This is a genomic window from Methylocystis iwaonis (assembly GCF_027925385.1).
Lineage (GTDB): Bacteria > Pseudomonadota > Alphaproteobacteria > Rhizobiales > Beijerinckiaceae > Methylocystis > Methylocystis iwaonis.
Genome location: NZ_AP027142.1, coordinates 1,356,482 through 1,369,168, shown reverse-complemented (window position 1 = coordinate 1,369,168; position 12,687 = coordinate 1,356,482). Strand labels below are relative to the sequence as shown.

The 12,687-nt window shown below is 65.6% G+C and carries 11 protein-coding genes; 5 read left to right on the top strand and 6 right to left on the bottom strand.

All coding sequences use genetic code 11. The features are described from left to right. Positions 1 to 179: 179 nt before the first annotated feature. Complete coding sequence (locus QMG84_RS06535; RefSeq protein WP_281931270.1) at positions 180 to 827, bottom strand: hypothetical protein; 648 nt, start codon at positions 825 to 827, stop codon at positions 180 to 182. Positions 828 to 1,007: 180 nt separating this feature from the next. Further along, positions 1,008 to 1,280, bottom strand: coding sequence for a hypothetical protein (locus tag QMG84_RS06530; RefSeq protein WP_281931268.1), 273 nt, complete (start codon positions 1,278 to 1,280; stop codon positions 1,008 to 1,010). A 252-nt stretch (positions 1,281 to 1,532) separates the two neighbouring features. Between QMG84_RS06530 and QMG84_RS06525 the strand changes: the two genes are divergently transcribed. The 3 genes from QMG84_RS06525 to QMG84_RS06515 are packed head-to-tail and all read left to right on the top strand — an operon-like array spanning position 1,533 to position 4,604. Beyond that, positions 1,533 to 3,371: a PAS domain-containing sensor histidine kinase gene (locus QMG84_RS06525; RefSeq protein WP_281931266.1), complete on the top strand. Its 1,839-nt coding sequence runs from the start codon at positions 1,533 to 1,535 to the stop codon at positions 3,369 to 3,371. Next, entirely contained in the window at positions 3,364 to 4,215 is an 852-nt protein-coding gene (locus tag QMG84_RS06520) for a peptidoglycan-binding domain-containing protein (protein WP_281931265.1), read from the top strand. The genes QMG84_RS06525 and QMG84_RS06520 overlap by 8 nt, the downstream gene beginning before the upstream one ends. A 47-nt stretch (positions 4,216 to 4,262) precedes the next feature. Continuing rightward, on the top strand, positions 4,263 to 4,604 hold the full coding sequence (locus QMG84_RS06515) for a DUF1491 family protein (protein ID WP_202073782.1): 342 nt from the start codon (positions 4,263 to 4,265) through the stop codon (positions 4,602 to 4,604). Between the two features lie 16 nt (positions 4,605 to 4,620). Here the strand turns inward: QMG84_RS06515 and QMG84_RS06510 are convergent, their stop codons facing one another. Further along, the gene (locus QMG84_RS06510) at positions 4,621 to 5,898 is read right to left on the bottom strand and encodes a dicarboxylate/amino acid:cation symporter (protein ID WP_281931263.1); all 1,278 of its coding nucleotides are present in this window, start codon (positions 5,896 to 5,898) and stop codon (positions 4,621 to 4,623) included. 308 nt (positions 5,899 to 6,206) lie between these two features. Then, positions 6,207 to 7,277 carry a DUF2336 domain-containing protein gene (locus QMG84_RS06505; RefSeq protein ID WP_281931262.1) on the bottom strand — a complete coding sequence of 357 codons (1,071 nt, stop codon included), beginning with the start codon at positions 7,275 to 7,277 and terminating at the stop codon, positions 6,207 to 6,209. 203 nt (positions 7,278 to 7,480) lie between these two features. Between QMG84_RS06505 and QMG84_RS06500 the strand changes: the two genes are divergently transcribed. Next, positions 7,481 to 7,624 (top strand): hypothetical protein, encoded by a 144-nt coding sequence (locus QMG84_RS06500; RefSeq protein WP_202073785.1) that lies wholly within the window; start codon positions 7,481 to 7,483, stop codon positions 7,622 to 7,624. Positions 7,625 to 7,894: 270 nt separating this feature from the next. Next, positions 7,895 to 10,150: a ComEC/Rec2 family competence protein gene (locus QMG84_RS06495; protein WP_281931260.1), complete on the top strand. Its 2,256-nt coding sequence runs from the start codon at positions 7,895 to 7,897 to the stop codon at positions 10,148 to 10,150. 138 nt (positions 10,151 to 10,288) lie between these two features. Here QMG84_RS06495 and lexA read toward each other — a convergent pair whose 3' ends face one another. Then, complete coding sequence (gene lexA / locus QMG84_RS06490; protein WP_202073787.1) at positions 10,289 to 11,002, bottom strand: transcriptional repressor LexA; 714 nt, start codon at positions 11,000 to 11,002, stop codon at positions 10,289 to 10,291. A gap of 372 nt (positions 11,003 to 11,374) precedes the next feature. After that, the gene (locus tag QMG84_RS06485) at positions 11,375 to 12,544 is read right to left on the bottom strand and encodes a L,D-transpeptidase family protein (protein WP_281931258.1); all 1,170 of its coding nucleotides are present in this window, start codon (positions 12,542 to 12,544) and stop codon (positions 11,375 to 11,377) included. Positions 12,545 to 12,687 lie beyond the last annotated feature (143 nt).

The window sequence follows — 12,687 nt, the reverse complement described above, 5'->3', positions numbered from 1 at the left end:
AAGCGTTTTCTAGTCTTGCTTGAGTAAGTGAGCAGGTAGCGCTCGCTCGCGCGATTATGGACGACGCGGCCACGCTGAATCCAAAGGCGGCAATCATGCTGGATTCCCAGCGGACCTTACGGCCCGCCGGGAATGACAATGGCTCCAGTTTGGGCGCCAGCTCGGGCGCCCGCGCGCCTTTACTTCTTGCCCTGCTCGGCGACCAGCTCTTGGACCTTCGCCTTGCCGAGCTTGTAAAGCTCGATCGCGCGGGGCTTCGCCCAAATATAGAGCTCCTTGGTCAGCTTCACCGCCGCGCAGCCGAGCTTGGTCGAGGTTTCGACGGTCTTGTCGAAATAGGGCAGCGCCGGGCTGTCGGCCGGAATCTTCGAGCGCACCCAGGCGACGGCGGCCTTGGTGTTTTCCGCGAGAATCGCCAGGAGCACGCCGATGAGGTCCGTCGGCGGCTTGGCGTCGAGCGCGCGGCGCAGCCGGGCGATCTCGGCCGAAGCGTCATCGGCGCGGCGGATCGCCTCCTTCAGCGAGGTTTCGACGGCGGCCTTTTCATGGGCGAGCTGATCGCGCTGGGATGTGATGTCCGCCACGACCTTGTCGTGATCGGCGACGACATCGCCGATAATCTGGTCGCGCTCGGAGAGAACCGAAGCGAGCTGCTCTTTCAGATCGTCGCGCTCCTTGGCGTAGGCGTTGGCCTTGGCGACGATTTCGGTTTTCTCGAAGATTTGACGATCGCGCTCGGCGCGCGCCGCCTTGAGTAGCTCCTGCAAATTGTCGAGCGCGACTGGGGACTGGTTATCGTCGTGCTGCGAAACGGATTCGTCGGTCATACCGCCTCCTGGAAGCTGTAAAAGGGATGGCGCGCGCAACGGACGTTGCATGAAAACGCGCGGTCAGTGGAGCGCTTGGCCTCCGGATCGCTCGCCAACGAAATCCATCATTACGGTTAATTTTTCAATTACGCAAAAGCCGTTCTGTTTTGAAGCGGCTTGGCTGTTGCGCCCGGCGCTTTATCGCTCTTGCGCGGCGCCCTGCAGGCGCTGCAGCGTAGCGGCGCAATCGCGAGGCGCCGCAAGACATTTCTCGCGCGCCGCTGACGCCAGCGCATCGGCGCCGGCCTGGACCCATTCTCTGGCGCTGTCCTCGATCGAGGGACGACGCGGCGGCTTGGGCGCTGCGACATGCGCATGCGATTCGCGAGTCGGCGCCTCTGCTTCTTCGCGCCACTGGACGGCGAAGATCACGATCGCGATGCAAGCAAGGCATTTGAGGAGAAAAATCACCGGGCGCTCCCCGACATCGCGCGCAGCCTTTTCGACCGCGCCCAATCACGCTTGCGCTGTCGCCGGCGCGTACCAGTTTCTCGCGTCCGGAGATTAAGCAACGGTAAACAAGAAGGATCAAATCCCACTGCCGATCGCAAGGAAATACAAACCATCCTGACGTCTAAGATTGGGAAATAATACGCGGCTGCAGCCGTTTAGCAGTCACTTAAGATAGATCTGCGAGGTTCCGGCGCAGTAGGAGCGCGTGATTTGAGTAAAATAGACTCATTCGAGCGGTCAGTCCCGTGGATCGACCATCTCATCCATGAAAGCGTTGGCGAGCGTCCAATCGAAATGGCGCGCCAACGCTGTTTCATCATGCCGCGCTTGCTGATCGCCGCTTGCGCGCTTCTCAGCGCGCCGATCTGGCTGTTTCTCCACGAAGCCCCCACGACGTCCGAGGCCGGCATCTTCGCTCTGGCGCAAATCCCGTTGATTTCGGTGGGCGTTCTCGCGCGCACAGGCAATCTGCGTCTCGCGCAGACTCTCTCGATCTTCGGCTGGCTCGCGATGGCGGCGGCCGTCGCGGCGTCGACCCAGGGATATGAAGCCATCAGCGTTACTTTGCTGATCATCGCGCTGATCGAGAGCGCGATGACCGCGCGCATCGTCTCGACAGCGATCGTCGTCGCTTCGGGCGTTGCGCTCATCGGCTATGCGGGCTTTGCGAATCCGATCGATTTCGAACGCGCCGTCAACTCCGCGGTCGTCGCTGCGCCGCTCATGCTCTACATCGCCTTCGTGGCGGCTTGCGCGATTCGCGCCGAACGCGCGCGGGCGCGCGCCGATTCGATCAGCGCGCGCGACCTGCGGTTGCTGACGGACGCCATCGGCGACATTGTTCTGCAATTCGATCGAAGCGGCGCCGTCGAGAACATCGTCGGCGACGCCCATAAGGCCTATCACCTCGAACGCCGCGATCTCATGGGACGCGGTTTCTTCCAGCGCGTGCATATCGCCGATCGGCCCGCCTTTCTGAAGCTCGTCTCCGACGTCTTCGAACGGCGCGCGACGATGACGGCCTTGCTGCGCGTGCAGGTGGGCCTCGCGCCCTCGGCGTCGGGCAAATATGTCGAGCCGGTGTTCAATTATTTCGACGCGCGCATGGGTCTCGCGCAGCCTGTCGAAGGCGATTTTCCCAAGCTCGGCCAGGCGAACGCCGCGCCGCCGGTCGTTTGCATTTTGCGGGACGTCACGGTCGAAAAGCGCGCGGAAGACGCGATCGCCGCCGCGCGGGCCGAGAGCGAGCGCGCAACCGCCGGCAAGACGCGCTTCCTCGCCAATGTCAGCCACGAGCTGCGCACGCCGCTCAACGCCATCATCGGATTCTCCGAAATGCTCGCCAATGCGGAGCTCGCGCCGAACGATCCGGCGAAGCAGCGCGAATATGCGCAGATCATCGCCAATTCCGGAAATCACCTGCTCGAAGTTGTGAATACGATCCTCGACATGTCGAAGATCGAATCGGGCTCGATGCAGATTTTCCCCGAGCCTTTCGACCTCCCGTCGCTCATCGACCAATGCTGCGACATGGTGCAATTGAAAGCCGATCAGGGCGGCGTGACGCTCGATCGCGACTATCGCGGCAAAATGGACGAGTTCGTCGCCGACAAGCGGGCTTGCAAGCAGATTCTTCTCAATCTTCTCTCGAACGCCGTGAAATTCACCCCGGCGGGCGGGAAAGTCTGCGTGCGCGTCGCCCCGGAGGGCAATCTCCTGGCCGTGACCGTCGCCGACACGGGCATCGGCATTGCGCCGGGCGATCTCTCGCGTCTCGGCGATCCCTTCTTCCAGGCCAGCGCCGCGCATGATCGCGCCTATGAAGGCACCGGCCTCGGCCTTTCCGTGGTGCGCGGCCTCGTCGGCCTTCACGGCGGCGGCATCACTGTGGAAAGCGCGCCCAAGAAAGGCACCGCCGTCACGATCCGCCTGCCGCTCGATTGCCGCGAGCCGGCGCGCAGCACGAACCCTTCCGCCAAGATCGAAACCATTCCGCGGCACGGCGCCGACGCCGGCCACGAAAAAGGAACGGTGAAGAAAATTGCGTGACCTCTCGCTCAGCGCCTCCAGATACGACGAATTCCCCGAGGAACGCGCGCCCCGGCGGCGCGGCCCCGCTCCCGAACCGGAGTTCCACGACGAGCCGTTTCGCTTGCCGAAGAAGAAGCGTTCGGTGCTCGCGCGCGTTTTCGCGCCCCATCGCGTGGGCGTGATGTTGCTTTTGGGCATCGGCGGGCTGGCGTTTGTGGGCGTGCCGATGAACGCCCTCTTCCTGCAGGACGGCCATCACCCCGCCCCGCTCTTCTCCTCGCGCAAGCTTGCGCCGCGCTATGTCGAAGAGTCCGACGCGCCGACTCCGCGCGCGCGCCCGGCTCAGATGGAAACCGCCGTCGAGACGGATTTGGCGGCGAAGCCGGAGCCGGCGCCAGCGCTTCCCGCTGCCAAGCCCACAAAGGCGGACGCAGCGGCGCTGAAGGCCGTGATCCTGAAAACCGAGGCGTCGCCGGCCGCCAAGATCGAAAAGAAGCGCGAGCCCGTCTCTCACGACCAGATCGCGGCCGTGTTGGGCGGCCCGGAGACGGCGAAGACCACAGCCTCCAAGCCTGCTCGGGCGCAGACTCAGAGCAAGCCTCAGGCGCAGCCCCTGCCCAAGCCCGAGGCGCAGACGCAGCCCAAGCCCGAGGCGCAGACGCTGGCCCCGAGCGAGGGCGTGGCCTTCGCGCAGCGCGCGCTACAGCGGCTCGGCTATGTGGTGAAAGCTGACGGCGTGATGAGCGACGGCACCCGCCGCGCGATCGAAAAATTCGAGCGCGACAATGGCCTGCCCCCCAAGGGCGAGCTTACCGCCAAGGTCGCCAAGCTGCTGGCCAGCCGCGCCGCAACGCCGCACTGAGAGAGACAGGCTTAGACCGCGGACGCATTTCGCTCTAAGTTAGCGGCATGCGTCTGCGATCCGATATTTTTGTAGCTGCCCTCATCCGCCGCGCCGAGGTGGAGGGAGCGGTCGCCATGTTGCGGCGGCGCGGCGCCGCGGAAGCGGGCGCCGTCTTCATCAAGCTCGATCGCCTCGACGGCCGCGCCGCCGTCTACGGCCCCGCCCCGCAAAGCGAAGCGATGCCCGAGGGCGTCGATCGGCTGTTCTCCAAAGTCCACAAGGGCGACTGGGTCGAACCGGCCGAGGCGGAGGCCCGCCTCAAGCGCGAGATCATGTTCGACCCCGACCTTTGGTTCATCGAGATCGAAGACCGCGACGGCCGCGTCTTCGTTGAGCTGGCGGCGTGACGGACCTCACGCTGCGTCATGGCCGTGATGAGTGCGTGTCCTTATTTAGAAGTTCGTTCTCGCCGCCGCTGTGGCGTGTCTTGCCGTCCAAGAGGCAGCTCACCGTCACGTCGCCCATGACATTGATCGCGGTGCGGCAGCGGTCGAGGAGCCAATCCACTGTCAGCAGCATGGCGATGTAATCGGTCGGCAGCGCCACGGCCTTGAACACCATGGTCATGGTGACGAGCCCGGCCTCCGGAATGCCGGCGGCGCCGACTGAGGCGATGACCGAGGTCAGAACGACCGTGAACTGCTGGCCGAGCGTCAGATGCATGCCGAGCAATTGCGCCACGAAAAGCGCCGACATGGCCTCATAAAGCGCCGTGCCGTCATTATTGAAATTCGAGCCGACAAGCGCGCCCATGCTCGCCGATTGCTCGCGCAGCCCCACATTCTGCCGCAGGCATTCATATGTGACCGGCATGGTGGCGGTCGAGCTGCCGGTGGAAAAGGCCATCACCAGCGCGTCACGCACGCCACGGAGGAGGTCGAGCGGCCGCACCCAGCTCTGAAGCCGCACCCGCGTCATGTAATAGCCGGCCTGCAGCGCGAGCCCGATAAGGACAGCGAGCACGAAGCCGCCGAGCGCCACGAAATCATGGAAACCTTTCACGCCGACGATGCTCGCGACGATGCCGAAGACGGCGAGCGGCACGAAGTCGATGATCCAGTGCAGGATCGCGACGAGGCTCGTGAGCGCGACATGCACGAGGTCTTCGACCGTGCGCACCTCATGATGCCTGACGCCGCGCAAGGCGACGCCGAAGGCCAGCGCGATGAAGATGACGCCCATGACCGCGCCGTCGTCGGAAAAGGGCCCGGCGATGCTCTTGGGCACGGCGTCGAAGAACTGCGCGAGCGGATCGACGGCGCCGGAGGCCTTGGCGGCGGGCGCCGGGGGCGGGCCGGCCGTCGTCCAGGCGCCGGGCTGTACGATATTGGCGACAAGCAGGCCGACGCCGATGGCGACGAGCGTATTGGTCAAAAGCAGGGAGACCAGCCGCCGGGCCTCGCCGCCGCCCAAATGGGCGCGCATGAGCGCCTGGACGATGGCGAGCAGAATGAGCGGCGGCGCCAGCGCGCCGAGCACGCGCAAAACGAGCTTGGCGGGCATGGCGAGCGGCGCGGCGTCCGCGCCGAGCGCGACGCCCGCGAAGAGGCCGAGCGCGACGCCGGCGATGATGCGCAGATAAAGCGGAATGGCGCGCCAGCGCGCGAGGACGCCAGCGGGTTTGGCCTGGGCGGATTGCAAGGGACGGGTTTCCTAAAAAGGTTGCGCTCTCGCCGAGTATGCCAGCTTTTTGCGGCTGACATGGGTTCCGCGTGATCGGTTCGGCTGTCATTCCCGACGCTCGCGCAGCGAGCGATCGGGAATCCAGAGCAAAACTAGGCTCTTGTGGCTCTGGATTCCCGATCGGGCCTTCGGCCCGTCGGGAATGACAAACGCCAATGCGAGCTATTCAAACGGAAATGGTATGAGACGTGCGCAGCGGCATTGCGGCCTTTCAAGGCCGCAACGTCTCCGGGGGCGCCGCGTGCCCTTCCGCCCCACTCCCGGCCTTACGCCGATTGATCGAATTTGCGCACCGTCTCCGCGCGCGGCAGGGCGCGTCGCCAAGCGGATGCGGCCGCCCCCTCGTCGCGCGCATTGAGGCGGCGCGGCGCGTCTCTTTCACCTTTGGCCGCCCCCGTCATCGCGGCGACGAGCTGCATGGCGGCGCGCTGGGGCGTCGAGCGCACCAAAGCGACAAGCGCGCGCACGCGCTCCACATCGTGGGCAATCGCCGGATCGGCGCAGAGAAACAAACGGGTCGCGGCGTCGGGGTCCACGCCCAGCGCCGCCAGCGCCAAGGCCAACGCCTCCCCCTGACTATCCGAAATTACGGCGCGGGCGCGCTCTTTCCGGCAGTCCAGAGCGTCGGCGAGGAGCGCCGCCATCGCATCGCGATCCCGGCGCAGCGCGGCGCTTTCGAGACGCGCGACGAAAGCCGGCTCGGCGTGGCGTATCTCCATATGTCCGCTCGAGAGCGCGCGCCGGCAGGCGTTGAGAATGATCCCCGTGCGTTCGAGCCGCATCGCCGCCAGAAAAAGCGCCTCGGGCTCGATCGCGCGATCGTCGCGATCAAGGAGGATGCGCGCCAAAGTGACGTCGTCTCGCGCCGCCAGCAAGAGCGCGCGCCGCGCCGCCGTATCGAGATGCGCGGACCAATTGGCGGCAAGCGCGCGCAGCGTCTCCGTCTCGCCGCGCTGGGCGAGCGCGTCCACGATCTCGCGATCGAGATCCGTGCGTTGCGCCAGCGCGCGCGCGAGCGCCGGCTCTCCCTGCCGCGCCGTTGCAAGCAGATGCTCGCGCGGCAGGCTCGGCGCGAAGGCCAAAGCCAGCTCCGCGCAAGCGCCGCCTTTCTCGAACAGGCGGGCGAAGATCGTCCGCGGGGTTTCCGCATAAAAGCACAGCGGCCGCACGACGCGGGCGACCGACCCCGCGTCGAGAAGATCGATGAGGCCGAGCGCGAGCTGTTCGAATTGCTTTATGTCGCCGATCGGATGCGCGGGTCGTTCAACGAATTGATCGACAACCACCCGCAAAAGCGAGGCGTCGGCAATTCGCCCGCGACTCTTGTCTGACTGCATGACGCGTCCACTACTCAAACACTTACGCAGATTTTGCTTTTCAAATTAACGTCCCGACGTTGACGGAACATTAACCGTCGCGGCTCCCTAATCGCAGTAACGCTTGATTCACCTTTTCTGCAGCGGTTGCGGAGAGTGATATGGGGGACGTCGTCGAGTTCCGGAAGCGCGAAAAAAGGTCGCGCCAAAGCAGCGAGCCGCCTATGGGCGACGCGCAAATCCTGTTCTTCCTCGGCGTGCGCTATCTCCATATGGAAGAGCCGCAGGGCGTCGAAGGCGGCGCCTCTCCCACCCATGGCCGCGGCCCGAGCGGCGGCAAAAGACGCAAGGGCCGCGCGAGCGCGTGAGCGCATTTTAGCCTGCCGATAAACTGGCGTTGGCGCCCCTCGCGCTTCGAGACGCCTGCTGCGCAGGCTCCTCAGCAGGAGGGGCTTCTGCATCGGCGCCAAATATTTAGGCCTCTTCCTGAGGAGCGAGCAAAGCTCGCGTCTCGAAGGACGAGGCCGCCTCGGAGCTTTGCCGACAAACCGACACGGTTCTTCCTATAACCAGGGCGTGGCGCGCCGGCAGAATCCGCATTAACCTTATCCTGAGTCATCCGAACCCAGGGCGTTGGCGTGAGCGAGGCGACGCGCGCGGCCGAGAGAGACGAGCGCGAGGGCGCCCTCGCCCTCCGGCTCGCGCCGCACGCGCGAAGGCTCGCGAGCGCCCTGCGCGACGCCTATGCGCAGGAAACCGAGCTGCGGCGCCCTTTCCTGTGGCGCGCCGTCGCGACCGGCGCGGGCGTCGTCCTTTATTTCGCCGCCGAGCGTGAACCGTCTCTCTTTTTATGCCTCGGCGCGCTGACGGGTTTTGGCGCGCTCGCCTTCGCCACGCGCCGCCACGCCCGCGCATATGCGCTCTTTCTCGCGCTCGCATTGGTGGCCGCGGGCTTTACCTCCGGCGCCTGGCGCGCCGCGCGAGTCGCCGCGCCGATCGTGCCGCGCGTGGGCGTCGGCGAGCTCACCGGCTTCGTCGAAGAAATCGACCCGCGCCGCGCCGGCGCGCGCTTCGTGCTGCGGGTTGCAAGCGCCGAAGGTCTGCCGGGCGGCGTGGCTCCCTCCCGCGTGCGGCTCACCATGCGCGGCGAGCCGAATTTCGCCGCGGGCGATTTCATCGCCTTGAAGGCCCGGCTGATGCCGCCGGCCCGCGCGGCGCTTCCCGGCGGCTACGACTTCTCCCGCGACGCCTTTTTCGCGGGGCTGGGCGGCGTGGGCAATGCGCTGGGGCGGATCGAAACCATGCCGCCGCCCGATCCTGCGCCGCTGTCGTTGCGCTTTTTCGCCTCGGTCGATCGCATCCGCAACGCTTTGGCGCTGCGCGTCTACAAGACGATTGGCGGCGACGCGGGCGCCATCGCCGCCGCCATGGTGACCGGCAAGCGCGATTTTCTGTCGGAAAGCGCGAAGGATCTCATCCGCCGGGCCGGCATTTTCCACATCGTCACCATCTCCGGCATGCAGATGACGCTTGTCGCCGGCATTTTCTTCGTCGGCCTGCGGCGCTTGCTGGCCATGTCGCAGGCGCTCGCGCTCAACTATCCGATCAAGAAATGGGCGGCGGCGCTCGCGATGATCGGCGCTATTCTCTACGATATCGGCACGGGGTCGCGCGTCGGCACGGAACGCGCGCTGGTCATGACGCTGATCATGCTCGGGGCGGTGTTGTTCGACCGCCCCTCGCTCTCCATGCGCAATCTCGCGCTCGCGGCCTTCGCCGTCATGGCCGTCGAGCCCGAGGCGATCATGGGCGCGAGCTTCCAGCTTTCCTTCGCCGCCGTCGCGGCGCTCATCGCCATCTACGAATGGCGCGGCGAGCAGCTCACCGAGAGAAGCACGCGCACGGCTGGGGTCGGCCTGCGCAGCCGCCTCGCCGCGGGGCGAGAGACGATCGCCGAGCGTCTGCTGCATGGGCCGGGCGCGGCGCTTGTCGCAACGCTTTGCGCGACCTCCGCCACCGCCTCCTTCATGGCCTATGATTTCCACGAGTTGAGCCCTTATGTGCTCATCGGCAATCCGATGACGCTGATGGCGATCGAGTTCTTCGCCGTGCCCTGCGCTTTGATCGGCGCGGCGCTCTATCCCTTCGGCCTCGACGGTTTCATCTGGCGCTACCTCGAGATGGGGATCAATCTCGTGATCTGGCTCGCCGGCCTCATCGCCAACGCGCCTGGAGCGAGCCTGCATGTGAAGGCCTTCGCGCCCTGGGCGATGGTCTTTCTGGCGCTCGCCGTTCTATCGGCGGTTCTGTGGCGAACATGGATGTGGCGGGCGACGGCGATCCCGCTCGCTTTGATCGGCCTTATGGGCGCGACCAACGCCGAGCGCTTCGACATCGCCATTCCCGCGACCGGAGAGGCGGCCGCTCTGCGCCGGCCGTCGGGCGAGCTCGCGCTGCTCGGCAAGAAGCCCGGCGCCTTCGCCGCGGAACAATGGCTGCGCGCCGACGCGGACGCGCGCGCCGTCGACGAGGCGAAAGCGGCGTCCTGCGACGACTATGGCTGTATCGGCAAGGCCGCCGACGGGAGGATCGTCGCATTGGCGACGTCACGCGCAGCGCTTCTCGAAGACTGCGCCCGCGCCGCAATCATCGTCACGCCGCTGCGGGCGCCGGAAGGCTGCGAAGCGCCGATCGTGATCGACCGGCGCAAGCTCGCCGAAACCGGCGCGGTCTCGCTACGCATTCTGGAAGGCGGCGCGCTCGCGTGGACGACGGCGCGAGGCGTCGACGAAGACCGGCCCTGGTCGCCGAAACCCGCGCAGCAGATCAGACGCGCGGTGGCGCAGGAGGATGAAAGCGCTGAGGAAGCGGAGCTTGCGGAGCCGCTGGAGTAATCGCGTGAGAGGCGGATTGGGAATCCTTGCGAAAACCACCGCCGTCATTGCGAGCGAAGCGAAGCAATCCAGAGCCGCGACGGCTGCCCTGGATTGCTTCGTCGCTTCCTCGCAATGACGGCGGGGTGACTGTGGATGTCAGTACTTCCGCAGCAAGCTCACCAGCTTGCCCTGGATGCGCACCTTGTCCGGCCCGAAAATGCGCGTCTCATAGGCGGGGTTCGCCGCCTCCAGGGCGATCGAGGCGCCGCGCTTGCGCAGCCGCTTCAACGTCGCTTCCTCGTCCTCGATCAGCGCGACGACGATGTCGCCCGTGTCGGCGTAGTCCTGTTTCTTGATGACGACAGTGTCGCCGTCCAGAATACCAGCCTCGATCATGGAGTCGCCGCGCACTTCCAGCGCGAAATGCTCGCCGCTCGACAGCATCTCGGGCGGCAGGCTGATGGTATGGCTGCGGCTTTGGATGGCGGAGATCGGCGTGCCGGCGGCGATGCGGCCCATCACGGGAATCGCCACCTGTTGATTCGCCTCGTCCTCCCCGCGCTCGTGCAGCGGCCGAACGCGGCCCAGATTGCCTTGAATGACCGAAGGCGAGAACTTCCCGCCGCGCGCGGCCCCGCCGCCCCTGGGCGTCGCCGATTCGGGCAGCCGCAAAACCTCGAGCGCGCGGGCGCGATTGGGCAGGCGCCGGATGAAGCCGCGCTCCTCGAGCGCGAGAATAAGACGATGAATGCCGGACTTCGAGCGCAGATCGAGCGCGTCCTTCATCTCGTCGAAAGACGGCGGAACGCCGGTTTCCTTCAGCCGCTCGTGGATGAAACGCAGCAGATCGCTCTGTTTCTTTGTCAGCATAATCCGCCCCTCGCGACACGAACCGCCGCGCGCCTCGCCCTCAGGCCGCGAGCCTCAAAACAAATCATGAACGATTTATAGGCGTTCCCTGTGCGTTCCGCAACAACTATTGCCGAGGCCGGGTTAACAAAGGCTTTTCAAAAGGAAAGCCGCGCCCGAACGGGTAGCGCTCAATTATTCACAAAGTGGCGATGACGCCCCTCGTGCTTCGAGACGCCTGCTGCGCAGGCTCCTCAGCATGAGGGGCTTCTGCATCCGCGCCAAACACTTAGGCCTCATCCCGAGGAGCGAGCGAAGCTCGCGTCTCAAAGGACGAGGCCGCCTCGGAGCATTACCGACAAACTGAGTCGCGCCCGGACGGGGGGCGGCGCCCTACTTCTTCGGGTTGAGCGCCTTCTTGATCGACGCCGTCGGCCCGTTTTCATCAGCCAAAGCCGACATTTCGCGATGGTGCTCCGGCGCAAGCGCCCGAACGACGGTCGAGGCTTCATGGCTTTGCGCCGCGGCCTTGGCGGCGGCCATGGTCACGACCGGGGATTTCGTCGCAAGCTGCTGGGCGGATTTGTCCACGGCGCGCGCCGGCTTCTCTTCGAGCGCGATTTCCGTCGGCCCCGTCAGCGCCTCGGGCCGGCTGGCCTCTCCCGCCTTCGAGGCGAAGCTCGGATGCTGGCCGCCGTCCTCATAGACGACGCGCACCGGCTTCACGCTCTGGGAAAGCTCGGCGATCTTCTCGTCGTCCTTGGCGGCCTTGGCGGAGACGCTGGCGACGAGCTCGGGATCGCGTTTGAGGGGCGGACAGGCGGAGACCGGGTCCATGGCGCCGCTCGGCGTCGCATTGAAGACATAGCGGCGACCGCAGAAAGCCACCTGCGGCTCCTGCTTCGTCACCTCGAAAACGTCGTTGCCTTCCTTGAGATTCTTCCAGAAGCCGATATTCGCGTCCAGCCGATGCTTGGCCAGATTTTCCGCCGTCATGCGGAACGGATAGGACTGCATCTGGATCGCGCGCTGGCCGCCGTCGAAGCTCGAGCGGGCGATGGCGTAGATCTCGGCGATCTGCGCGTCGGTCATGGAGAAACAGCCGGCCGACGAACAGGCGCCATGCACCATGATCGTGCCGCCCGTGTGGCCCAGGGCGCGGTCGAGCTGGTTCGGATAGCCGACGTTGAAAGACAGATAATAGGACGAATTCGGGTTCATCTGGGCCGGGGTGATCGAATAGAAGCCCTCCGGCACCTGACGGTCGCCTTCCTGCGTCTTCGGGCCGAGCTGACCCGACCAGCGGCACATGGGGAAGGTCTTGAGGTGGATGTAATTCCCGTCCGCGCCCTGTTTCCAGATTTCGAGCTCCGCCTCTTTCTTATAGGCGCGGATCAGCATCGGCGCTTCTTTGGTGGTGCCGAGCTGCGCCATCTTGGCGAGCGTCTCCGGCGGCACGGGCGCGAGCGAGCGATGCGACAGACCGCTGTCCTGGCAGGCGGAAAGCGACAGGCCGGCGAAAGCGACGGCGACCGCGGCCGGCTTCAAGATCCGATGTTCCATGCGCTCAGCTCCCCTTAGCGCCCCGGCGCCCGCGCATTTTGTCGGTCGCGAGCCGTCGGGCCCGCCAGATGAATGCGAGCTTGAGGGCTCGCGGTTCAAGATTGTGCAACTGCAGGATGTTTACGCTGCGTTGCGTAACTCGA

Bases quoted from the DNA above. Each gene is read 5' to 3' on its own strand.
- QMG84_RS06535 (WP_281931270.1), bottom strand. From the start codon at position 827: ATGACCGACGAATCCGTTTCGCAGCACGACGATAACCAGTCCCCAGTC.
- lexA (WP_202073787.1), bottom strand. From the start codon at position 11,002: ATGCTGACAAAGAAACAGAGCGATCTGCTGCGTTTCATCCACGAGCGG.
- QMG84_RS06515 (WP_202073782.1), top strand. From the start codon at position 4,263: ATGCGTCTGCGATCCGATATTTTTGTAGCTGCCCTCATCCGCCGCGCC.
- QMG84_RS06485 (WP_281931258.1), bottom strand. From the start codon at position 12,544: ATGGAACATCGGATCTTGAAGCCGGCCGCGGTCGCCGTCGCTTTCGCC.
- QMG84_RS06500 (WP_202073785.1), top strand. From the start codon at position 7,481: ATGGGCGACGCGCAAATCCTGTTCTTCCTCGGCGTGCGCTATCTCCAT.
- QMG84_RS06505 (WP_281931262.1), bottom strand. From the start codon at position 7,277: ATGCAGTCAGACAAGAGTCGCGGGCGAATTGCCGACGCCTCGCTTTTG.